The organism is Streptomyces winkii (assembly GCF_032248595.1).
GTDB lineage: Bacteria > Actinomycetota > Actinomycetes > Streptomycetales > Streptomycetaceae > Streptomyces > Streptomyces winkii.
The window spans coordinates 84,775-106,843 of record NZ_JASTTH010000004.1 but is presented as its reverse complement, the minus strand read 5'-3'; the positions used below and the strand labels follow the sequence as shown (position 1 = coordinate 106,843).

Below are 22,069 nucleotides of genomic sequence, written 5' to 3'. Positions count from 1 at the left end.
AGATGCCAATCGACATCCAATCGGGAGGTGGCTGATGGGCCGCGTATCGCAGGCGCGAGCGGAGGAGAACCGCCGGCGGGTCGTGGAAACCGCTTCCCGGCTGTTCCGGGAGCAGGGAACCCACGTCAGCGTCGCCGACCTCATGAAGGCGTCCGGCCTGACGCACGGCGGCTTCTACAAGCAGTTCGCCTCCAAAGAGGCGCTCATCGACGAAGCCACCGCCCACGCGTTCGACGAGCTCACCCGGCTCCGCAACGACGGACTCGAGCAGCACGCCGGACAGCGCGAGGCCGCCCAGCAGGCGCTGATCGACACCTACCTCTCCATCGAGCACCGCGACAGTGCGGCAGACGGATGCCCCGCCGCCGCACTGGCCACCGACATGGCGCGCGAACCAGGAGACCGCGAGGCCCGCCGCGTCTACACGGAGGGCGTGAGCGACTTCGCCGAGTGGCTCGCCACCGGGGACCAGGACGGCGTTACCCGGCTGTGCACCATGCTCGGCGCACTCGTCCTGGCCCGAGCCACCAAGGGCTCCCCGCTCTCCGAGGAGATCCTCACCGCCGCACGCGCAGCGTTGACGGCGACCGGCTGATCAGGGGACACGATTCCGGGCAGCGCACAAGACCTGGTTCGCCGCGCGAACTTCCTCCGACTTCAGGGGGCGTTGTGCTGCGGGCACTGGCCACACCGCTGCCCATCGCCCCGGTGACGGCAGATTCCGCCTACGGCCAGGAACGGCGCTTCCGCACCGCATGCTGGACGAAGCCGAGGTCGGCTACGTCCTGGGTGTGCCGAATCCCAGCCCGTACACGCCCTGGGCCGCATCGAGTTCGCCAGGCGACGCGCGTCCAGTGGCGCGGGCCCGCCGCAATTGCCCCGGGTCACCGGGGCGTCGCGCAGGGCGGTGTCGGCACCGGGCCCGTGGCGGACGGTCGACTCGGCAGGGGAACGCCAAAGGCGAGCCGACGCCCGGTAACGGAACCGCTCTGTGCTGCGTTCGGGCCGCTTTCCCGGGGATCCTGTGAGGTGTTCAGCCGGTCTGTTCCGTTCTCACACGGAACAGGGGCGCTGAGAGAGCGATACCGCACGGTCGATTTACGGCTGCGTAGCTGAACGGAATCTTGCTGAAGGTCCACTCCTTGGCATCGCACGTGATGTGACTCACGACAGGAGTGACCATGCCCTTTCTCCCCAGGGCGTCGTGGCCGGCGGACCGCCGTGACGAGATCGTCGCGGGTGTGCTCGTCGCGACGGTGGTCGTCGTCCTCGGGTACGCCTCCGGCATCGGTGGCTCCGTCACGGGGGCAGCGAACAGTGCATCGCCACCGGTGACGTCACCTTCACCGATCCCGACGCCGTCTGCCGATCCAAGCGCCACGGCACCGGCCGAAGCAGCAGCAGGTGGAGGCGAGCCGAAGACGCACACAGGTGGTGGTGGGGCGTTGCCTGTGACGAATGTGCCGGGCGGCGGCGGTGCATCGCATGAGCACGGTTCTGGATCCGGGGGGCACGCCGGCCATTCCGGTCCATCGTCCCGTCCGGGTGAGTCGTCCTCGCCCAGCCCGGCGCCGTCCGTGCCGGGGGAGTGCCAGGGCGGCGAGGTGCACCTCGTGCAACCCTTGCTCAATGGCGTTGCCGCTCCCGTGAAAGGGCTGCTGGACGCGCCCTCCGTACTCTCCGCGGCCGCGTCCGCCGAGCGCGCATCCGCGTCCTCCGCAGAGGCCCCGACTTTCCCTGTGTGCACCGGTCTTGAAGCGACGCCCCACGTGCGGGTGACGCCATGACGGCAGCCCGCCGGACGAGCGCCGTGCTGCTCGCTGTCATCGCTGTGCTGCTGTGTGCGCCTACCGCGTCCGCCCACACCGAACTCACCTCCTCAACACCGAAGGACGGGGCCCGCCTCGACCGGGCCCCACGCAGTGTGCAGCTCACCTTCAGCGAGCCGGTGGATCCGGCTGACGTGCGGGTCACCGTGGGTGGAGAGAAGCTGACGGTTGCCCGACTCGGAGCCGACCGCCCTCGCACCGTCGCCGTCGCCGTTCCGGCCGAGGAAGAGACAAAGGCGAAGGGTCAACTGGTCCTGGCCTGGCGGGTGGCCGACGAGCACGACGGACATGCCACAGCAGGGAACGTCTCCTTCCACGTCCGTACCGCCGCCGCACGTGCGGCCCGTGGCGGCGAGGACGCCGTTGCGACGCTCTCTCCCGCCCTGCGGAACACTCTGGCCGCCGCCCGCTGGGTCGAATACCTCGCTCTGGCGCTCTTCGTGGGCGGCCTCGGCTTCCTTCTGATGCTCTGGCCCCGGGGCAGCGAGAATCGCAGGGCCCGTACTGTGCTGGTCGTCGCATGGGTCTGCGGACTCCTGGCCACGGCAGCGGTCATCGGCCTTCAGGGCGCATACGCCGCGATGGGCTCGCTGTCCGACGCCCTTGCCCCGGCGACGTATGCGGACGTTCTGGCCACGGATGCCGGGATCGCCTCGGCCGCGCGGGAGTTGCTGTGGCTGCTCGCGGCCGTCGTCCTGACGGCAGTCCTCCAGGGCGGTGAGCGGGCCGCCCGCTCACCGGGCTGGCGCGTCGGCGCGGTCGTCGTCTGCCTCGGATTGCTGCGCACCCTCGGCATGACCTCCCATGGCAGCGAGGGCAGCCACCCCGGCTGGGGTTCGGTCGCCGGCCTGGTGCATCTGCTGGGCATATCGCTGTGGATCGGCGGGCTGGTGCTGCTGCTCGTCGGTGTGCTGCCGCAGGGGCGACCGGAGGAGCTGGCCGTGGTGGTGCACCGCTACTCGACGCTCGCGGGAGTGTCGGTGGCCGCGGTCGTGGGTGCCGGGGTGGTGCTGTCCTGGCAGGTCCTCGGGTCCTTCGGGGCGCTGTTCGGTACGTCCTACGGGCAGTTGCTGCTGCTCAAGGTGGCGCTGCTGACCGTGGTGCTGCTCGTCGCGCAGCGCAGCCGGGGCTGGGTGCGGACCCGGCTCGACATGGCCGTACTTCTGCGTGGCGACCGCGTCACCGTGCGGCCCTTCGTCTACTCCGTCGCGGCAGAGACGGGCCTGGTCCTGGCCGTCCTCGCCGCGGCGAGTGTGCTCGTCACGGCCGCTCCCGGCCGCTGACCGTCTCAACGTCCCCTCTCACACAAGGAGTTGCTCACTCATGCAGGATGAAGACACCGGGCGCCGCACGGCGCCCGCACAGCGGGGCAGTCGCGGGCTGCTGATCGGCGGACTGGCCGCCGCCATCAGTGCCGTGGCGTGCGTCGCGCTGCTCCAGTCGGCGAGCGGTGCTCCGGCGGCCGACCCCGCCGCACCAGCCGCGGCGCATCCCGCTGCGGCCAAGGCGGCGGATCACACCATCAAGATCAAGGACATGGCCTACGCACAGCCGAAGTTGACGGTCAAGGTGGGCGAGACGGTGACGTGGGTCAACGAGGACTCCGCGCCCCACACGGTCACCACCACCAGCGGCCCGGAGAAGCTCGACTCCGGAAATCTGGAGAAGGGCGAGAGCTGGTCGTACACCTTCAAGAAGGCAGGCACCTACTCGTACTACTGCGGCGTGCACCCGGACATGAAGGCGAAGATCACCGTCGAGAATGACAGCTCCGGCAGTTCGGGCGGCGCCAGTTCGGGCGGCTCGGGTGCGAGTGGCTCCACCTCGGGCGGCTCTTCTGCCGCGGGCGGTACGACCGGCGGGAGCAGCACGGGCGGCGCGTCCGGCGGCCACTCCGGGGGCATGTGGGGTGGCTCCGACTCCGGTGGCATGCCGGGTGGTTCGGCGGGCGGCGGTGGCTCCGAGGAGCAGTGCCACAGCGTCAAGGAGTCCCTGATGCCGGTGCTTCAGCACCTCAACTCCGCTCATCTGGAGCGGTCTCCGGGTGAACAGGTTCAGGACGCGCTGAAGCTCGACCAGTACATCAAGCTGCATACGGTCTGGGTCGAATCGATACTCACGCCTGCCGTCGACGGCGGCGGTGCCGTCGCCGACGGGACGCTCAGCGCCCTGCTCCAGCACGTGAAGTCCGCCCATCTGGAGGCGTCGCCGGGCCAGCAGGTCCAGGACATCCTCAACCCCGACGCGTACGTGAAGACGCACACCGTATGGGCCGAGAAGATGCTCGCTCCCACCGAGAAGTACCTGACCACGTCCTGCTGAGGGTCACCAAGTCCCGCTGAGGACCCCGCAGTACGAGGAGACGGTGGGCCGGCCGAGTCACAGTCGGCCGGCCCATCACCCCGCCATTGTCCCTCTCCGCCGCCTACAGAGGTGCCCGGATGACAGCCGAAACCGCCGAAACCCGCTCTCAGACCCCCGGCCCGCCGCCCGCCGACGGCCCGTCCTGGCTCCCCGGCCCCGGCACCTACACCGCCGAGGCCGGCCGTTGCATCGTCGAACTCACCGCCCGCTGCGGCCCGTTCGTGACCCTCCGCCGCCGCCTCACCGCATCCGGCGCGGTCCTCACGGTCGTTCCTGACGCCGAGGGCTGCGTCCTGCACCTCGGGCTCAAGGGCGGCCCGCTACGGCGCTCCACGCTTTCCTTCGACACCGAGCGTGTAGCACCGGCCGACCAGGGGGCCCGCATCCTCTGCCACGGCGAACTGACCCTGCACGGCAAGCCCGTCTCCGCGACGCTTCCGCTCCGCGTCGTCGAACGGGCCGACGACCGGCTTCTCGTGACCGGCACCATGCGGATGCCGTACTCCCTCCTGCGTGCCGCCACCGGCTTCGCACTGCCCCGTACTCGCCCCGCAGACCGGCTGCGTCTGCTCGTCGCCGCGGAGTTCACGTGACCGTCCCTGCCAAGACCGCCGTCGTACGGACCGTGGCGGCCGCCTTCCTCGTGGCTGCCACGGCCCTCTCCGGCGTGCCGTCCAGCACCGCACACGCCGCAGGCCAGTACCAAGTCCGCATGTCCGGTTCGGCCTTCAGCCCTCGCAGCCTCACCGTCCCCGCGGGTGCCACCGTCACCTGGACCAATCAGGACACCGCGCCCCACGACGTGAAGACCTCATCCGGGCCGCACTCCTTCCACTCCGCCATGCTCAACAAGGGCGACACCTGGAGCCATGACTTCGCCACCGCGGGCAATTACAGCTACCTCTGCACGGTCCACCCCGGCATGACGGGACAAGTGACCGTCAAGGCTGCCCCCAGCACCCGACCGCCGGCCACTCCGTCGCACCGTCACGAAGGCGCGGCCGAGCACGACCATGCCGAAAGCCCGGCCGCGGTCCCATCGGCCACTTCCAGCGGCAGCACCCGGGCACCCTCGCCCTCCAAGACCTCCCCGGCGCCCACGAACTCCGCCCCGGCGAGGGCAGATCAACAGACCGTCCCCCGGCCCCAGGCCGCCGCTGCCTCCCGGCCGCTCCAGCCTCTCCTTCTCCTCACCGGGGCCACAGCCGGATCCGCCGTACTCTGCCTGCTCCTGGTGGGCTCACGATCGGCTGCCGCACGACGGGCGAGGACGGAAGGGGACGGTGACGCGTGAGAACTCATGTACCTCGGCGGGCCGCTCGGGTGGCCGGCGCCGTGGCTGCCCAGGCCGGCGCAAGGGGGTCGTAGAAACGGTTCCGGCGTACCTGCGCCGCTCACCGTGGCAGAAATCCGGCGACTCCTGGCAGCTGGACCGTCCGCCGCCCACGCACCTCCGGGGCACCGGTCACGCACTGAACCGGTCCCGTTGGCGACGACGGCACCCCCCCGGCGCTCCGTCATCCGTCCAGGTCGAGGAAGTGCTCCAGTCCGTAGGTGAGTCCCGGTGCGGAGCCGACACGGCGCACTCCCAGGAGCACACCGGGGATGAACGAGCTGCGGTGCAGCGAGTCGTGCCGGATGGTGAGCGTCTCGCCCTCGCCCCCGAAGATCACCTCTTGGTGCCCGATGAGGCCGCGCAGCCGCAGCGCGTGCACCGGGACGCCGTCGACGTCTGCGCCGCGCGCACCGTCCAGGGTGGTACTGGTGGCGTCCGGCTGTGCGGGCAGCCGGGCCTCCTGCCGGGCCTCGGCGACGAGCTGCGCTGTGTGTACGGCGGTCCCGCTCGGGGCGTCGGCCTTGCCGGGGTGGTGCAGCTCCACGACCTCGGCGGACTCGAAGAAGCGCGCTGCCTGCTGTGCGAAGCGCATCATCAGTACGGCGCCGATGCCGAAGTTGGGAGCGATGAGCACGCCCGTGCCCGGCGAGGCGTCGAGCCAGCCGCGTACGGTGCGCAGCCTCTCGTCGGTCCAGCCGGTAGTGCCGACGACCCCGTGGATGCCGTGCGTGACGCAGTGCTCCAGGTTGCCCATGACGGCGTCCGGGCGCGTCAGGTCGACGGCCACCTCGGTGCCCGAACCGGTGAGCGCGTCGAGGCTGTCGCCCCGGCCGAGGGCGGCGGCCAGCTCCATGTCGTCGGCGGACTCGACGGCCCGTACGGCCTCGGAGCCCATGCGTCCCTTCGCGCCGAGGACGGCCACACGCAGCTTGCTCATTAATTCGTTCCTTCGCGGAGACGACGGCAGGGGGACCGGGTTGGTGAGGGCGGCCTGAGGCGACCTCGGGTGACCCCCTCCCTCGTGCTGGCTCGCCGAGCTGGTGGTCATGAGCCTGACTCCGGGCCGGACGGGCCGGGGTCCGGACGGGAGCGCGTCAGCGTGATCCCTCGGTGTCGCGTGCGGCGCTGAGATGGTGCCGGGCGGACTGTTCGAGGTGGACGACGTCGCTGGCGACGGTGGCGAAGGTGAAGCCCTCGGCGAGGCGCTTGGCGGCGCTCGCGCCGTCCGGATTGTGGATGCCGGCGGCGATTCCGGCGGCCTGCGCGGCCTCTCGTACGCGCACCAGCGCCGTCTCGAACTCGTCGGCGACGGCCGGGTCGGTGGAGGTGGCGCCGCCGATGGCCAGCCGCAGGTCCGAAGGACCGACGTAGATGCCGTCGAGGCCCTCGGTGGCGCAGATCTCCTCTACCTCGGCGAGGCCGCTCGCGGTCTCGATCATGGCGAGGACGACGGTCTGCTCCTGGGTCTGCGCCGGGTCGGGCCCGATGCGCAGGCCCGAACGCATCGGCCCGTACGAGCGGTTGCCGAGCGGCGGATAGCGGACGGCGGCGACCGCGTCGGCGGCGTCCTGGCCGCTGTCGACGAGTGGCACGATCACGCCTGTCGCGCCCGCGTCGAGCGCCCGGCCGATCGGTGCCGGGTCGTTGGCCTCGACGCGGACCACGCCGACTGCGGTGCTGCCCTTGGTGTCGATCGCCATGAGGTTGTTGAGCATGCCCTGATAGCCGAAGAGGCCGTGCTGGGCGTCCAGGGCGATGTAGTCGTAACCGACGCGTGCGAGACGTTCGACCGCGACTGGCGCGTCGAGCAGCGACCAGTAGCCGATCAGCTGCCTGCGGGCGCGGAGGGCCGCCGTGAACTGGGCGGGAGTCATGACGGGCGCTACCTTCCTTCTCTCTGTCAGAGGTCACCGGTTGTACGCGGGCATGGGCCCGCGCAGTGCCGCTCCCACCGCGTTGCAGGCCGCCTCGACGTCAGCGGGAAGCGGGCCCGCCTGCGCGCTGTTGATGTTGGCGCGCAGATGCTCGGTACGCGAGCCGCCGAGCAGGAGCGCGTCGGTGGAAGGACGGTCGAGCAGCCAGCGCAGGGCGAGTTCGGCGAGCGGGACGCCCGCCCCGTCCGCGATGTCGGCCAGCTGCCCGACGGCGGTGAAGAGGCGCTCGTCCCAGTAGCGCTGCTTGTACATCGCCGCGACCCTGGAGTCTCCGAACCGGCCTTTCGCAGGGGCTTGGTCGAAGCGGTGGCGGCCGGTGAGCAGGCCGCCGCCGAGCGGGTTGTAGACCATCGTGCGCAGGCCGGTGGTGGCCGCGTACTCGACGTACTCCTCCTCGATGCGACGGGCCAGCAGATTGTGCAGCTGCTGTGCGACGACCGGACGGGGGGCGCCCGTCTCGTCGGCGGCACGCACGAGTTCGGCGATCTGCCAGGCCGCGTAGTTGGAGACGCCGAGAGCGCGGATCTTGCCCTCGGTCACGAAGTCGGCGACGGTGGCGAGTGTTTCGGCGATCGGCGTGGCCCGGTCGGGCTGATGGAGATAGAAGAGGTCGACGTGGTCGGTGCCGAGCCTCTTCAGGCTGCCTTCCAGCCCGGCGCGCAGTCCCGCGGCGGACAGCGGGGCGTGTCCGGCCTGATCGGGGTGCGGGATGCCGGCCTTGGTGGCCAGCACCATGCGGTCGCGGCGGCCGGGCAGCAGTCCTGCGAGGATGCGCTCGCTCTCGCCGCCCGCGTAGCCGTTGGCGGTGTCGACACCGGTGATGCCGCTCGCGAGCGCGACGTCCAGCATCGCGGCGGCTTCCTTGGCGTCGGCGGTGTCGCCGAAGGTCATCGTGCCCAGGACGAGCCGGGAGAGCGGAACGGGGACGTTCGGCAGGGCTGAGCCGGTGGTCACGGTGCGGTCCTTCCGGTGAGGATCGACGAGGCTGCGGGGTTCGCTGCCCACGCGGCGTGCTCGCCGGTGGTGCCGAGGGTGGCGCCGTCGCCCGCGGGCATGCGCCTCGGAGACGTACGGCGTCCGTCACTCCGGAAAAGGTGGCATGGCTGCGTGTTTCGCGCAAGAGTCATCGCGCATTTTGTGCAGGCTGTGTCATCATCGGTCTGCGGGCTCCGAAATCCAGCCCCGTCCCAGGAGGTTCGATGTGTCCCCTGTGACCCGCAGCCTGCGGGCACCCCGCCCCGTGCTCGCCCTCGCGGACGACCTCTCGGGCGCCGCCGAGACCGCCGCGGCACTGGCCGTGCGCAGCCGGCTCGTGCTGGGCCCGGCCACCGTGGTGCCCCCGGAACGCGGTGAAGCCGTCGTGGTCGATCTCGACAGCCGGTGGTCCTCGGCGGACGAGGCTGCCCGAGCCGTACGCACCTCCCTGGCGGCCGGGACGCCGGACGACGCGGTGCTGTTCAAGAAGGCCGACTCGCTGCTGCGCGGGAACATCGCCGCCGAGGCGGCCGCCTACGCGGCCGGCGCACAGGCGGTCGTGATCGCGCCCGCGCTGCCGGTCGCCGGCCGGACCGTTCTCGACGGCGTCGTGCACCTGCACGGCACGCCGCTGCACGCCACGGACGCATGGCGGGCCGAGTCCGGTCCCGTGCCCCGTTCGGTCCCCGATGCGCTCGGCGCGATACGTACGGAGACGGTGCCGCTCGCCGGCGTGCGGGCGGGACCGGACGCGCTCGCCGGCCGGTTGCGCGCCATCGCCGCGGACGGAGGCCACCCGGTCTGCGACGCGGAGACGCAGTCCGATCTGGACGCCGTCGCCGCAGCGGCCCTCCGACTCGGCCCGGGATTCCGGCTCTTGGGCGCGGGCGGGCTGGCACTCGCCCTCGGACGCCACCTCACGGAAGGCCGGCCGCACCAACAGGCCGAAGCCGGGCAGTCCTTGTCACCCCGTCCGCAGGCGAACCGGCCGCTTCTCATCGTGGTCGGCACCGCGGACCCCGGCGCCGTTGCGCAGATCGCGCAACTGACGTCGAACGGTGTGCGCCACATCGCCCTCTCGCCGGACGCGCTCGGGAAGGCCGAGCCGCCGCGGCTCGACGTCGTCCCCTCCGGGATCACGGTCGTGAGCATCGACAACTCCCGTGGCGTGCGCCCCGGTTCGGGCCGCCGCCTCGTGACCGCCCTGGCCCGTTCCGTCGCCGGCGTGCCGACGCGGGCCGATCTGGTCCTCACCGGAGGCGAGACCGCCCGGTGCGTCCTCGACGCGCTCGGCATCACACAGCTCACGCCCGCCGGTCAGATCCACCACGGCGCCGTGTGCGCGTACGCACCGGACGGACGGACGGTCGTCACCCGTCCCGGAAGCTTCGGGGACGCCGATTCCCTTCTGCGGATCGCACGCGCGCTGCGCCCGCTGCCCCGTCCCGCACCACCGGCACCGTCCGCCGCCCCCGCTGCTCAACCATCGCCCGTAGCGCAAGGAGAAGCCCTGTGAACGCAGCACCCGCCGCCGTCCCGGCCGACCGGTCCGCGACCAGCGGCCGTCCACTCCCGGTCATCGCCGTGACCATGGGCGACGGCGCCGGCATCGGCCCCGAGGTCGTCGTCCCGGCGCTGCTCCACCCGGAGACCCTGCGCGGCTGCCGCCCCGTCGTCGTCGGAGACGCCGGGCGGCTCCGTCAGGCGGCGGACGTCCTCGGCGTCGACTGCACCGTGGTCTCCGTCGACCGCCCCGAGGACGCCCGGTTCGGCTCGGGCCGCATCAACGTCATCGACCTCGGGCTGCTCCCCGCGGACCTGCCCTGGGGAAGGCTCTCCCCGGTGGCGGGCGACGCGGCCTACCAGTACGTACGGGTCGCGGCCGAACTCGCCGTCGAGGGTGCCGTGCAGGGCATCTGCACCGCACCGCTCAACAAGGGGGCCCTGCACGCCGCCGGCCACTTCTTCCCCGGCCACACCGAACTCCTCGCCCATCTCACGGGCGTCGACGAGGTGTCGATGATGCTCTCCACACCGAAGGTGAAGGTCATCCACGTCACCACGCACATCGGTCTCCTGGACGCGGTCAAGCGCATCGAGCCCGGGCTGGTGGAGCGCACGGTGCGGCGCGGCCACGCGGCGATGGTGCGGGCCGGGAGCGCACGGCCCGTCATCGGCGTCTGCGGCATCAACCCGCACGCCGGCGAGAACGGCCTGTTCGGATACGGCGAGGAGGAAGAGAAGATCGTTCCGGCCCTGGAGGCCGCCCGCGCCGACGGCATCGACGCCCGAGGCCCGCTCCCCGCGGACACCGCCTTCTTCCTGGCCTCCCGCGGCGACTACGACCTGATCGTGGCCATGTACCACGACCAGGGCCATGGCCCCGTCAAGATCCTCGGCATCGAGGCCGGCGTGAACCTCACCGTGGGCCTGCCCGTCATCCGTACGTCTGTCGACCACGGCACCGCGTTCGACATCGCGGGAACGGGCGCCGCGGAGGCCGGTAGCATGGTCGAGGCTCTGCGGCAGGCGGCCGAAATGTCATCCTCGCCCGCCAGTTGACCATCGGCACATCGCCCCAGAGGACAGAGACTGATGTCTGCCATCGGATCCCAGGCCCGGCGCGACCGGATCGTCCAGCTCGCCAACACCACGGGACTCGCGAGCGTCGAGGAGCTCTCCCGGCTGTTCGGCGTGACCGCCTCCACGATCCGCCGGGACCTGGCGAAGCTCACCACGAACGGGCAACTGGCACGCACCTACGGCGGGGCCATGGCCCTGACCGCCCACCCGGAGGCGTCGCTGCGGCAGCGCACCGGTGAGGCGTACGAGGCCAAGCGGGACATCGCGCGCTGGGCGGCGGCGCAGGTGCAGGCAGGCGAGTCGCTGCTGCTCGACGCCGGCTCCACCGTCGGCGCCCTCGCCCACGAGCTGCGGACGGCCCGCAAGGTGACCGTGGCGACCACGGGGCTGACGGCTCTTCAGGAGCTGTCCGACGTGGAGACCGTGCACGTGGAGTGCCTCGGCGGCACGCTGCGTCCGCTGAGCCAGGGCTTCGTCGGTCCGCTGACCGAGGCCGCCCTTGAGCGGATGACCTTCGACCGAGTCTTCCTCGGCACGGACGGGGTCTCGCACGAGCACGGCATCTGTGAGGCCGACCTGCGGCAGACCCGGCTCAAGGAGCTGATGGCCCGCAAGGCCGACCATGTCTACGTCCTGGCCCACGCGGCCAAGCTCGGCCGCCGTCCGTTCCACGCCTGGGCGAGGCTCCCGTCCGGCTGGACCCTGGTCACCGACACCTCGGCCGACCCCGCGAGCGTCGAGGCCCTCCGCGCCAACGGCGTCGAGGTGGTACTCGCACAGCCCGCCGAAGCCTCACCGGTACCCGCGCAGGGCTCCGATGCTCCCGCGACGGACGACGTCGCGGACTGAACACCTCCGCCGAGGCCCTCCGCGGCCGACGCTCCGGTCCTCAAGATCCTTGCCCCCTCTACAGGTCGAGATCGTCAACCGCCGCGCATGAGCCGGGCCGGAGACAAGGCTCCGGCCCGGCTCATGCGCCAACTCCGAGCAGGACGCGCAGATCTGTGAGCAGGCGCCCGGGTCGCGGCGGTCAGCCGTGCGACACGGTCCCCACGATGGAAACCACCAGTTCGTACGTCGCCCAGATTCCGACCGCGCCGATGCCTGCGAGCACCAGGTTCTCCCACCACCTGTTGGCATGGCCGGGGAGCATCAGATCCTTGCGCATCGTGATCGCCACCAATCCGACCATGAGGGCCGGCACGGTGACCACACTCAGCCCGTTGCCGAGCAGCGTGAGGACGATCAGGTCGGGCGCGAACGGCAACGAGAAGATCACGGGCGTGAGCATGATGAACAGCAGCACCGACTTGAACAGCTTGTCGGTGTGGTGCAGTTGGTCCGGGGCCGTGTCCGGAGACTTCGCCTGGAGCCGGCGGAGCCGGTCCGGCCGGGACTTGTAGACCGACTCTGCCAGCATCTGCACGAACACCCGCGGCTGAGTCACGATGTTGTCGAAGACGACGAAGAAGATGGCCAGCCACATCAGAGTCGGTCCGGCCGGCCCGACTGCGCGCTCCATCATGAGGACGAGGCCCTGCTCGGAATCCACACTCGCGCCTGTCCCGTGCAGAGTCTCGGCGGCCACCACCCACACCGCGAGGACCAGGCCGAACATCACCGTCGTGCCGGTGATGAGGTCGTACCGCTGGAGTCGGCGGAACTCCGCACCGCGCCAGCCCTTCTCGTGCATGAGATACGGGTAGAGCAGGTTCGCCGCCGACCCGCCGACGGCGCCGATGAGGGCGACCGCCGTGGTGACGGCCGTGATGTACCCGTTCTCTCCCGGCGGGAGATCCAACGCCATGCCCTTGACGAGGGCGGACACGTCGATGCCGGTGCCGATGAGCGCGACGAGGAAGCACACGACGAGAGCCGCCATGGTCAACTGCGCGAGGATCTCCAGTCCCCGGTAGTGGGTGCGCTTGAGGAAGGCCAGATACGTCGCCGCTGCGGCAGAGACGATCGCCCACGCGGGCGTGCCCCAGTCACCGAGATGAATCAGACCGCCGGCGAGGTGGTTCAGCGCCGTGCCGGCCGCGACGGCCAGGAACGAGACATAGACGAAGCCCAGGATGCTGGTGGTGACCCCGATGTAGAGGGGGAAGCCCTTCCACAGCCGGCGATACCCGTCGAGGATCGTCTCGTCTCCAACGGCATTGCACAGCTGGTACTTCGACATCGTCGAGACGATGAAATAGCGGGATCCCACGGCCAGGACCAGGGTCCATATGAGGGCGTATCCGTATGTCGACCCGGACACCGCGGAGCTGATGAAGTCGCCGGTTCCGAGCCAGGAGAGCACGACCACGATTCCGGGGCCCATGCCCTTGAGGAATCCCATGAAGGTGGTCGGCGGCAGGGTTTTGCGTTGGGTGTTCTCTGTTGAGGTTTCGCGATGCGCGCCTTCTGTTGAGGCTTCGCGGTGCGCAGTCATGGTGACTCCAGGGCGTGGGCAAGGTACGGGGTTTGCCCGGCAGGACCTATGAACGGGTCGCGGCGGGCCGGCGGAGGCTCAGGAGTCGAGCCACGAGGGGTGCAGACGCACGTGCTTGATGGCTTGGCGGAAATGCGTGTAGGCGAGGTGCAGTCGACCGTCGGGGGTCTGCACGAGCGAGGGGTAGGACAGCTCGCGGTTGAGCCCCTCGCGGGAGTTGTTGGTGAGGCAGTAGCCGTCGCCTTCTTCGACGTTCCTCCTCACCGGCCACGTGAGGCCGCCGTCGGAGGAGACGGCCAGCGCGAGCGGTGCGCGTGGCGCCCCCCAGAAGGCCAGACCAGGAGGTGCCGGAGTCTGGGTGTCCGAGCCGTCGATCTCGTCGTAGAGCGAGGAGCGACGTTCGGCCGCGTCTGCCGCGCTGCTGTGGTTGTAGGCCACGACGACGCGGCCGTCGTGGAGCACGACCGCCTGAACCGACGAATTGTTGTTGGGCAGTTCCGTCGGCACTGGTGCGCTCCACGTGACGCCGTCTGCCGAGTGGCTGCGGTGGATGAAGTCGGCCTGCCGTCGCCGGAAGAGAGCGAGGAACGAACCGTCGTGCAGACGCAGGACGTTCATGTGCACGCAGCCCGTGCTCTCGGGGACTTGGTGGGCCGTCCACGTCGACCCGTTGTCCGGTGAAACCAGCACTCCGCTGTAGTCGGCGTCACCGACCCACCGGCCGTTCTCGGGCCGGGGGCAGTAGAAGACGGGGAGCAGCAGCCGGCCCTCGCCGAGGACCAGCGGTGGCTGGCGGACGTAGACGCCGGTCCCGGCCCTGGCGGGCACCGCGGTCCGCCCGGGTTCCCACGACCGTCCACCGTCGCCGGAGGATGCCAGCCGGACCTCCGCGGTGTCCTGGTCTCCCGCGTTCTGGGCGGTGAAGTAGACACGCAGTTCGTGCGGCCCGGCAACGAAGGGCACCGGATTCTGTTCCGAGCGTGTCGCGTCGTCGCTGACCTTCACGGGCGTGGACCAGGCGCCGTCCGCCGAGAGGACGGAGAACCAGACGGCGACGTCGGAGAGACCCTCCTGCGTGCCGCCGAACCACGAGCAACCGAGCGCCCCGTCCGGCAGCAGGACGAGGTTCGCGGCGTGGCACTGCACTGTGGGAGCCGGGAGAAAGCTCTCGGCGCGCTCGGTATCGCTCTTGTCGAGAGCTCCGCGGGCAGCGCGAGGAGTGCTCTCAGAGCTGCTCGGCCGACTGTTCATCTTCGCCTCCGCGCTGATTCGAAGGGGCTCGTGGTGACCTGTCGTGGGTGGACCGCCCGGGCCCACGAGACCCCACAGCGCCGTGAGACGGCTGACGCTGGCCATTCCCATCGCGTCTCCTTCGTCCGTGATCCGCCAACGGGACTGTGTGGTAGTCACGCACCTTGGCACCGCTGCGCGAATCACGCAATAGAAGCGCGCGTATTTTACGCACGCCTTGCTGTGACTGCCGCGCGACGCACAGTGACAGCGCAATTCCCCGGCCCTCGCGAGGCGGATCAGCAGTCCGAAGGCACCGAGCTCAGATCGCCCACTGAGCAAGCTCGGTGTCAGTTGGCACGCGCAACTCCCGCTGTCGTCGGTCTCGGTTGAGCCACTTCCATGCGCGTTTCACGCATCGGTGGGCCCAACTCAACGACTGCGCTGGACCCTCCGCGGAGCATGGCCCTTGGCGACGCGATCCCCGGGGCGCCGACTGGCACCTCACCGAATCGAAGAGTCACGCCCTGCGTCTCTACGTCCGCCGCCGGGCTTCGAAGTGGACGGACTGGGCGGTCAGCTTCTCCAGTAGTGCGATCAGGGTCTCCTGCTCCCCGGTGCTGAGGGTGCCCGCCCAGTCCTGTTCGCGGGCGTTGTGGGCGCGGAAGGCGTTGGTGATGGCCTTCCGCCCCGGCTCCGTCAGGCTGAGGTTGACCGCGCGCCCGTCCTGCGAGGAGCGCTCCTTGGCGAGGAGGCCGTCCCGTTCGAGGGTGTTGACCAGGGCGGATACGGCCGCGCGGCTCATCCCGGAGAGCTCCGCGACCTTCTTGCCCTCGACGGGTCCGGTGAGCCAGACGACGAACAGTACGCGGAAGCCGCCCCAGGACCAGCCGCGCGGGCGGTGGACGGAGGACTCCAGGTCGTAGACGAGCATGTTCGTGACGCGGTGCAGGCTGAGCACGAGCCGCATCGCGAGCGGATCCACTTCCGGCAGTTCACCGGTGGTGCGCGAGATGGCGTGGTCGACGAACGACCAGAAGTGGAGCTGCTCGTTGTCGGGCTGACCGTGCTGGTCCGGCTGGTCCTGGGTCACATGGCGGAGTCTAGGTGGCCGCAGTTTCGACGGCCGCCGTGCCCGCTCCCACGCTCGGACGCCGGTTCAGCAGCAGGACACATACGAGGCTGAAGGCCGCGACGAGGACGAGGTAGAGCGTGATGGGCCACGTCGCCTCGTCGATGCCGTAGAGGGCGGTGGCGACCGTGGGGGCGATGCCGCCGCCGAGGATCGCGCCGAGCTGGTAGCCGAGCGAGCTGCCGCTGTAGCGCAGCCGGACGGGGAAGAGCTCGGCGAAGAGCGCCGCCTGCGGCCCGTATGTGAAGCCCAGTACGACCGCCATCACGACCAGCCCGGTCAGCATGGACGCCATAGACGCGAGATCGACAACGGGGAAGAAGGCGGCCGACCAGACCAGCAGTCCCACCGAGCCGGCGACGAACACCCGGCGGCGGCCGAACCGGTCCGACAGCGCCGCCGACCAGGCCGTGGTGACCAGCCAGACGGCGGCGGCGATCAGCACCAGGACGAGCATGAGGTCGCGGTCGAGGCCGAGTTCGGTGCTTCCGTACGAGAGCGTGTACGCCATGAAGATGTAGCCGAGCGCGTTGTTGCCGATGAAGGTGCCGCCGGCGAGGACCACGTCCCGCCACTGCTGGCGCAGCACCTCAAGTACTGGCAGCCGTGCGGGCTCTGCGACCTCCACCTGCCGTACCCCTTGTTCGTGTACGGGGTCTTCGCGTGCTGCCTGGAATTCGGGACTCTCCGCCGTCCCGAGCCGGACGACCACGCCGACTACGACGAGCACGAAGCTGGCGAGGAACGGCACGCGCCAGCCCCAGGCGGCGAAGGCGGTACCGCCCAGCCCGTGGGAGGTGGCGAGGAAGACGAGGTTGGCGAGGATGAGGCCGCCGGGCACGCCCATCTGCGGGAAGCTGCCGTAGAAGCCCTTCCTCCCGGGCGGCGCGTGTTCGACGGCCATCAGGACGGCGCCGCCCCACTCGCCGCCGACGGCCAGGCCCTGCACGAAGCGGAGCAGGACCAGCAGCGCGGGCGCCCAGACGCCGATGGTGTCGTAGGTCGGCAGCAGCCCGATGGCCGTGGTGGCCAGGCCCATCACGGTGAGCGAGAGCACGAGCATCGCGCGGCGGCCGATGCGGTCGCCGAAGTGGCCCATGACCATGCCGCCGAAGGGGCGCGCGACGAAGCCGACCGAGTAGGTCGCGAAGGAGGCGAGCGTGCCTGCGGTCGTGGAGAGCTGGGGGAAGAACTGCGGCCCGAAGACCAGGGCCGCGGCCGTGCCGTAGATGAAGTAGTCGTACCACTCGACCGCGGTCCCGATGAAGCTGGCCGCCACGACGCGGCGCATGCCGGAGGGACTCGGGCCCGCGGTGGGGGGCGCGGCCGCGGAGGCGGCGGCCCTGGATGAACGTGCGGGAGTACGCACCATGTGAGGCTCCTTGAACATTGAATGCGGGACAAGGAGCCGAGCCGTCCGCCCACGGATCGGCCGGCGGCGCGGAGTCCGCACCCGGACTCGACGACCGCGAGCGGACAAGGTAGGCGACGGATTGCGACCTGACAAGAAGTGGCGGGCGGCCGCGACGAGTTTCGCCGCGAGGGCCGCAGAGGGGTTTACAGCGTCGGTGCGCCGTCGCTAACGTCAAATTAATCAAAGCTTTGATTGTTTGATCCGGTCCACTTGCCGCGTCCTTTCCGGCACCCCGGGGAGCGGCGGTCGACCTCCGACGCCATCCCGTCTGACACCCCGAACCCACCCCTGTACGGGGCGGCCCCGGCCCGCCCGCCGGGGGCGTCCCGTGCGCCCCGGTTCTGTCAGCGCCACTCAACCGGCTTCTTCGCCCCACCACTCGCTCCAGAGCAGGTGAGTTCGCACATGTCCCTCAAGTCCCCTCCACCCGCCCCCGTACGGGACGGCCGCGCCGACCGGGGCCGACTCCCGCCCGGCCCCGGCGCCCTGCGAGCCTGCATGGCCCGCTTCGCTACCGGCGTCACCGTGGTGACCTACACCGACGGCGGCCCCGACGGGCACGGTGACCCACGCGGCGCCACGATGAACTCCTTCACGTCCGTCTCCGCCGATCCTCCTCTGGTGCTGATCAGCGTGGCCCAACGGGCCCGCTGCCACGACCAGTTGACGGGCCAGCCGTTCTGCGTGAACGTCCTCGGCGCCGAACAGGAGCCGCTGGCCCGCCTCTTCGCAGGTTCGCGCGGCACAGCCGAACCGCGGTGGGTTCCCGGCGCCCGCATCCCGCGACTCCACAACCCGCTCGCCTGGTTCGAGTGCGAGCCCTGGCGCTCGTACAGCTGCGGTGACCACACCCTCGTCATCGGATGCGTCACCGATCTCGGATACCGCGACGGCGACGCCCTCACCTACGCCTGGAGCCGCTTCGGCACCGCGGCCCAGTCCACCGACGGCATCGAACACCTCATCTGAGCCCACCGGGCCCCCACCCCGCACACCAAGGAGCAGGAACATGGCCGCGCGCACCGGCAAGGAATATCTGGAGCGGCTGTCCGCCTCCCGCCCCACCGTGCACATCCAGGGCGAGACCCTCACCGGAGGCGTCCAGGACCATCCCGCGTTCCGCAACGTGGTCCGTACGTACGCGGAGCTGTACGACCTCCAGCACGCCGACGAGCACAGGGACGTCCTCACCTGCACATCCCCGGCCTCAGGCGAACCGGTCGGCACGTCGTTCCTCACCCCGAAGACCCCCGAGGACCTCGTCAAGCGGCGCAAGGCGTTCAAGATCTGGGCCGATCACAGCAACGGCATGCTGGGACGCACCGGCGACTACATGAACAGCTCGCTGATGGCGCTTGCTTCGGCGGCCGACTGGTTCGCCCAGTCCCGGCCCGAGTTCGGCGAGAACATCCGCCGTTACTTCGAGAAGGTGCGCGAAGAGGACCTGCTGTGCACCCACACCCTCATCCCGCCGCAGGTCAACCGCTCCGTCGCCGGCACCGAGCAGGGCGGCGGCAAGCTGTCGGCCAGGATCGTCGACGAGGACGACAACGGCGTCGTCATCCGCGGCGCCCGCATGCTCGCCACGATCGCCCCGTTCGCCGACGAGATGCTCGTCTTCCCCTCGACCGTGCTGCGCGGCACCCCCGAGGACAAGCCCTACAGCTACGCCTTCGCCGTCCCCAACGACACCGCGGGCCTGCGCTACATCGCCCGCGAGCCGCTGGACTACGACCGGCCGCGCCACGACCACCCGCTCGGCTCGCGCTTCGAGGAGTCCGACTGCGTCGTCGTCTTCGACGACGTCCACGTCCCGTACGAGCGCTGCTTCGTGCTCGGCGACCCCGAACTGTGCAACGGCTTCTATTCCCGGACCTCCGCCCAGGTGCACATGACGCACCAGGTCGTCACACGCACCTCGGCCAAGACCGAGTACATCCTCGGCCTGGTCTCCCTGCTGACAGAGGCCATCGGTCTGGAGCAGTTCCAGCACGTACAGGAGGACATCGCGGAGATCATCGCAACGCTGGAGACGCTGCGTGCGTTCCTGCGCGCGGCGGAGGCGGACGCCGAGATCAACGAATTCGGCGTGCTGACCCCGGCGTTCGCGCCACTCAACGCCGCACGCAACCTCTACCCCAAGCTCTACCAGCGCTTTCCGCAGATCCTGCGCAAGCTCGGCGCGTCCGGCCTGATGGCGACCCCGACCGAACTCGACGTCACCGGTCCCGCCGCCGCCGACATCGAGGCCTACCTGCAGTCGGCCACCCTGACCGGACCCGAGCGGGTGAGGCTCTTCAGGCTGGTCTGGGACACCTGCATCTCCGCGTTCTCCAGCCGCCAGGCGCTGTACGAGTACTACTTCTTCGGCGATCCGGTGCGGATGGCCGGCGCCTACGTCAAGTCGTACGACCGCGAACCGTACAAGGCCCGCGTCCAGGCCTTCCTCGACCGCGACTGAACGGGGGCGCCGACATGACACATCCACTCGGGACAGCGCCGTCGAAGGTGATCGCGGTGCATCTGAACTATTCGAGCCGGGCACGGGAGCGGGGGAGGGCGCCCTCGCAGCCCTCGTACTTCCTGAAACCGCCGTCGTCACTGGCAGGTACGCAGGAAGCTCTGGAGCGGCCCGCCGGGTGTGAACTGCTCGGTTTCGAAGGCGAGATCGCTCTCGTGATCGGCTCGCGCGCACAGCGAGTCCCGCCCGACGAGGGCTGGTCGTATGTGCGGTGGGTGACGGCGGCGAACGACGCAGGCCTGTACGACCTGCGGTACGCCGACCGGGGCTCGAATCTGCGCTCAAAGGGTGCCGACGGGTTCACACCGCTCGGGCCACGGCTGCTGGACGCCGGCGAAGTGGATCCGGCCGGGCTGCGGTTGCGCACGTGGGTCAACGGTGAGGTGGCGCAGGACGATACGACCGGGCATCTGCTGTTTCCCTTCGGTGAGTTGGTCGCGGACCTGTCGCGGCTGGTGACCCTGGAACCGGGCGACGTGATTCTGACCGGCACGCCCGCCGGGGCGTCGGTGGTGCGGCCCGGCGACGTGGTCGAGGTCGAGGTCACTGCGGGACAGCTGTCCACGGGTCGGCTGCGCAACCCGGTCGCTGAGGCGCCCGCGTTGGAGCCGTTCGGGGCGATGCCTCGGGTGGACGCCGCCGAACGCGCCGCCGCATGGGGGGCCGCATGGACGCCGGAGCCGGTGCTCGATCCCCGCCTGGAGGAGGGGCTGCGGTCGGTGGCGGTGGCCACCTTGAGCGCGCAGTTGCGTAAGCGGGGCCTGCCGCACATGTCGATCGACGGGGTACGCCCCGTCCAGCCAGGCCGGCAAATGGTGGGCGTGGCGCACACGTTGCGGTATCTGCCGCTGCGGGAGGACCTCTTCAAGCGGTACGGCAACGGGTTCAACGCGCAGAAGCGTGCCATCGAGGAGATCCAGCCGGGCCATGTGCTGGTGATGGACGCCCGCCGGGATGCCGCCGCCGGCACGCTGGGCGACATCCTCGCCCTGCGGGCACAGAAGCGGGGTGCGGCCGGGGTCGTCACCGACGGCGCCGTCCGCGACAGCGCCGCCATCGCCGAGCTGGGCCTGCCGGTCTACGCGGCCGGCGCCCACCCCTCGGTGCTGGGACGCCGCCATGTTCCGTGGGACACCGGCATCCCGGTCGGATGCGGGGGAGCGCTGGTGCAGCCCGGCGACCTGCTGGTCGGTGATGCGGACGGCGTCGTGGTCGTACCGCCGGACCTGGCCGGAGAGTTGACCGCCGACTGCCGGGAGCAGGAACGGCAGGAGCGCTTCATCACCGAGCAGGTCCGTGCCGGAGAGAGCGTCGACGAGCTGTACCCCCTGGGTCCCGCCTGGCGTGAGCAGTACGAGAAGTGGTGCAAGGAAGAAGGAGCAGACGCGTGAAGTTCCGCAGCGACCCCTCCGGCATCCGGGGTTCGATCGCCCCGCTCGTCACTCCCTTCACCGGCACCGGTGCCGTCGACCACGACAGCCTGCGCGGCCTGGTGCGCTTCCAGCTCGAAGCGGGCTCGCACGGCATCTCCCTCGGCGGATCGACCGGTGAGCCGTCCGCCCAGTCCGTGCAGGAGCGCATCGCCGGGATACGGACGGTGGCCGAGGAGATCGGCGACCGCGTGCCGTTCCTGCCGGGCACCGGCTCCCACACGCTGGGGGAGACCCTCGAAATCACCGCGGCCGCAAAGGAGTCGGGCGCAGACGCCGTCCTGGTGATCACCCCGTACTACGCGCGGCCCACTCAGGAAGGGCTCTACCAGTGGTACGCGACGGTGGCGCGGGAGTTTCCCGGCCTGCCGGTCGTCGCCTACAACGTGCCCTCCCGCACGGCGGTCGACATCGCCCCCGACACCGTCCGGCGGCTGTTCGCCGAGTTCGACAACTTCGTCGGGGTGAAGGAGACCACGAAGGACTTCGAGCACTTCTCCCGCGTCCTGCACGCCTGCGGCAGGGAGTTGCTGGTGTGGTCAGGCATCGAACTGCTCTGCCTGCCCCTCCTCGCCCTCGGCGGCTCCGGCTTCGTCTCCGCGGCGGCGAACCTCGCGCCGCAGGCGGTGGCCCGGATGTACGAGCTGTGGGAGGCCGGAGACTTCGAGGCCGCGCGGGACATCCACTACGCGCTGCACCCCCTGGTCGACCTCCTCTTCGTGGAGACCAACCCCGCACCGGCCAAGTGGGTGCTGGCCCGGCAAGGCCGCATCGCCTCCGCCCACGTCCGCCCGCCACTGGTGCAGCCCACCGAAGCGGGACTTGCGCGCATCCGCACCCTCCTCGCCGAGGGCGGCGACCTCACCCGGCAGATCGGAGCGTAA

19 protein-coding genes are annotated in these 22,069 nt (G+C 70.5%); 12 read left to right on the top strand and 7 right to left on the bottom strand.

Features of this window, described 5'->3' with window-relative positions:
* Positions 1–34 precede the first annotated feature (34 nt).
* The 5 genes from QQM67_RS12605 (at position 35) to QQM67_RS12585 (ending at position 5,487) form a co-directional block, all read left to right on the top strand.
* Positions 35–595, top strand: a complete 561-nt coding sequence (locus tag QQM67_RS12605) for a TetR/AcrR family transcriptional regulator (protein WP_314173861.1) — start codon at positions 35–37, stop codon at positions 593–595.
* A gap of 1,188 nt (positions 596–1,783) precedes the next feature.
* Entirely contained in the window at positions 1,784–3,112 is a 1,329-nt protein-coding gene (locus QQM67_RS12600; RefSeq protein ID WP_314173860.1) for a copper resistance CopC/CopD family protein, read from the top strand.
* Positions 3,113–3,152: 40 nt separating this feature from the next.
* Entirely contained in the window at positions 3,153–4,151 is a 999-nt protein-coding gene (locus QQM67_RS12595; protein WP_314173859.1) for a cupredoxin domain-containing protein, read from the top strand.
* Between the two features lie 119 nt (positions 4,152–4,270).
* Entirely contained in the window at positions 4,271–4,786 is a 516-nt protein-coding gene (locus tag QQM67_RS12590) for a hypothetical protein (RefSeq protein WP_314173858.1), read from the top strand.
* A complete protein-coding gene (locus tag QQM67_RS12585) occupies positions 4,783–5,487 on the top strand; it encodes a plastocyanin/azurin family copper-binding protein (RefSeq protein WP_314173857.1) in 705 nt (234 codons plus the stop codon). The genes QQM67_RS12590 and QQM67_RS12585 overlap by 4 nt, the downstream gene beginning before the upstream one ends.
* Positions 5,488–5,710: 223 nt before the next feature.
* On the opposite strand, the gene dapB is transcribed toward QQM67_RS12585, so the two are convergent.
* The 3 genes from dapB to QQM67_RS12570 all read right to left on the bottom strand — a co-directional run bounded on the left by dapB (position 5,711) and on the right by QQM67_RS12570 (position 8,417).
* Positions 5,711–6,466, bottom strand: a complete 756-nt coding sequence (dapB, locus tag QQM67_RS12580; RefSeq protein ID WP_314173856.1) for a 4-hydroxy-tetrahydrodipicolinate reductase — start codon at positions 6,464–6,466, stop codon at positions 5,711–5,713.
* A 157-nt stretch (positions 6,467–6,623) separates the two neighbouring features.
* Complete coding sequence (locus QQM67_RS12575; protein WP_314173855.1) at positions 6,624–7,403, bottom strand: HpcH/HpaI aldolase family protein; 780 nt, start codon at positions 7,401–7,403, stop codon at positions 6,624–6,626.
* A gap of 33 nt (positions 7,404–7,436) precedes the next feature.
* Positions 7,437–8,417 (bottom strand): aldo/keto reductase, encoded by a 981-nt coding sequence (locus tag QQM67_RS12570; RefSeq protein ID WP_314173854.1) that lies wholly within the window; start codon positions 8,415–8,417, stop codon positions 7,437–7,439.
* A gap of 247 nt (positions 8,418–8,664) precedes the next feature.
* Between QQM67_RS12570 and QQM67_RS12565 the strand changes: the two genes are divergently transcribed.
* From QQM67_RS12565 to QQM67_RS12555, 3 genes are read left to right on the top strand one after another with little or no spacing between them, the layout of a single operon-like run.
* Positions 8,665–9,954: a four-carbon acid sugar kinase family protein gene (locus tag QQM67_RS12565; protein ID WP_314173853.1), complete on the top strand. Its 1,290-nt coding sequence runs from the start codon at positions 8,665–8,667 to the stop codon at positions 9,952–9,954.
* Positions 9,951–11,000, top strand: coding sequence for a 4-hydroxythreonine-4-phosphate dehydrogenase PdxA (gene pdxA, locus QQM67_RS12560; protein ID WP_314173852.1), 1,050 nt, complete (start codon positions 9,951–9,953; stop codon positions 10,998–11,000). Before QQM67_RS12565 ends, pdxA begins: the two co-directional genes overlap by 4 nt.
* 33 nt (positions 11,001–11,033) lie before the next feature.
* Entirely contained in the window at positions 11,034–11,870 is an 837-nt protein-coding gene (locus QQM67_RS12555; RefSeq protein ID WP_314173851.1) for a DeoR/GlpR family DNA-binding transcription regulator, read from the top strand.
* 181 nt (positions 11,871–12,051) lie between these two features.
* Here QQM67_RS12555 and QQM67_RS12550 read toward each other — a convergent pair whose 3' ends face one another.
* From QQM67_RS12550 to QQM67_RS12535, 4 genes are all read right to left on the bottom strand, one after another.
* Positions 12,052–13,458 carry an Nramp family divalent metal transporter gene (locus tag QQM67_RS12550; RefSeq protein ID WP_314173850.1) on the bottom strand — a complete coding sequence of 469 codons (1,407 nt, stop codon included), beginning with the start codon at positions 13,456–13,458 and terminating at the stop codon, positions 12,052–12,054.
* Between the two features lie 78 nt (positions 13,459–13,536).
* Positions 13,537–14,604 (bottom strand): sialidase family protein, encoded by a 1,068-nt coding sequence (locus QQM67_RS12545; protein WP_314173849.1) that lies wholly within the window; start codon positions 14,602–14,604, stop codon positions 13,537–13,539.
* A gap of 619 nt (positions 14,605–15,223) precedes the next feature.
* Positions 15,224–15,781 (bottom strand): MarR family winged helix-turn-helix transcriptional regulator, encoded by a 558-nt coding sequence (locus QQM67_RS12540; protein ID WP_314173848.1) that lies wholly within the window; start codon positions 15,779–15,781, stop codon positions 15,224–15,226.
* A gap of 10 nt (positions 15,782–15,791) precedes the next feature.
* On the bottom strand, positions 15,792–17,192 hold the full coding sequence (locus QQM67_RS12535; protein WP_314173847.1) for an MFS transporter: 1,401 nt from the start codon (positions 17,190–17,192) through the stop codon (positions 15,792–15,794).
* A gap of 447 nt (positions 17,193–17,639) precedes the next feature.
* Here QQM67_RS12535 and QQM67_RS12530 point away from each other — a divergent pair, with 447 nt between their 5' ends.
* From QQM67_RS12530 to dapA, 4 genes are read left to right on the top strand one after another with little or no spacing between them, the layout of a single operon-like run.
* Positions 17,640–18,203 (top strand): flavin reductase family protein, encoded by a 564-nt coding sequence (locus QQM67_RS12530; RefSeq protein WP_314173846.1) that lies wholly within the window; start codon positions 17,640–17,642, stop codon positions 18,201–18,203.
* Between the two features lie 40 nt (positions 18,204–18,243).
* Positions 18,244–19,695 (top strand): 4-hydroxyphenylacetate 3-monooxygenase, oxygenase component, encoded by a 1,452-nt coding sequence (gene hpaB / locus QQM67_RS12525; protein WP_314173845.1) that lies wholly within the window; start codon positions 18,244–18,246, stop codon positions 19,693–19,695.
* A 14-nt stretch (positions 19,696–19,709) separates the two neighbouring features.
* Positions 19,710–21,146 (top strand): fumarylacetoacetate hydrolase family protein, encoded by a 1,437-nt coding sequence (locus tag QQM67_RS12520; RefSeq protein WP_314173844.1) that lies wholly within the window; start codon positions 19,710–19,712, stop codon positions 21,144–21,146.
* Entirely contained in the window at positions 21,143–22,069 is a 927-nt protein-coding gene (gene dapA, locus QQM67_RS12515; RefSeq protein WP_314173843.1) for a 4-hydroxy-tetrahydrodipicolinate synthase, read from the top strand. The genes QQM67_RS12520 and dapA overlap by 4 nt, the downstream gene beginning before the upstream one ends.

Excerpts from the sequence above, each read along its gene's own strand:
- QQM67_RS12520 (WP_314173844.1), top strand. The coding sequence starts at position 19,710 with ATGACACATCCACTCGGGACAGCGCCGTCGAAGGTGATCGCGGTGCAT.
- QQM67_RS12590 (WP_314173858.1), top strand. The coding sequence starts at position 4,271 with ATGACAGCCGAAACCGCCGAAACCCGCTCTCAGACCCCCGGCCCGCCG.
- QQM67_RS12550 (WP_314173850.1), bottom strand. The coding sequence starts at position 13,458 with ATGACTGCGCACCGCGAAGCCTCAACAGAAGGCGCGCATCGCGAAACC.
- QQM67_RS12600 (WP_314173860.1), top strand. The coding sequence starts at position 1,784 with ATGACGGCAGCCCGCCGGACGAGCGCCGTGCTGCTCGCTGTCATCGCT.
- QQM67_RS12535 (WP_314173847.1), bottom strand. The coding sequence starts at position 17,192 with ATGGTGCGTACTCCCGCACGTTCATCCAGGGCCGCCGCCTCCGCGGCC.
- dapB (WP_314173856.1), bottom strand. The coding sequence starts at position 6,466 with ATGAGCAAGCTGCGTGTGGCCGTCCTCGGCGCGAAGGGACGCATGGGC.
- QQM67_RS12530 (WP_314173846.1), top strand. The coding sequence starts at position 17,640 with ATGTCCCTCAAGTCCCCTCCACCCGCCCCCGTACGGGACGGCCGCGCC.
- QQM67_RS12555 (WP_314173851.1), top strand. The coding sequence starts at position 11,034 with ATGTCTGCCATCGGATCCCAGGCCCGGCGCGACCGGATCGTCCAGCTC.
- hpaB (WP_314173845.1), top strand. The coding sequence starts at position 18,244 with ATGGCCGCGCGCACCGGCAAGGAATATCTGGAGCGGCTGTCCGCCTCC.
- QQM67_RS12575 (WP_314173855.1), bottom strand. The coding sequence starts at position 7,403 with ATGACTCCCGCCCAGTTCACGGCGGCCCTCCGCGCCCGCAGGCAGCTG.
- QQM67_RS12595 (WP_314173859.1), top strand. The coding sequence starts at position 3,153 with ATGCAGGATGAAGACACCGGGCGCCGCACGGCGCCCGCACAGCGGGGC.
- QQM67_RS12605 (WP_314173861.1), top strand. The coding sequence starts at position 35 with ATGGGCCGCGTATCGCAGGCGCGAGCGGAGGAGAACCGCCGGCGGGTC.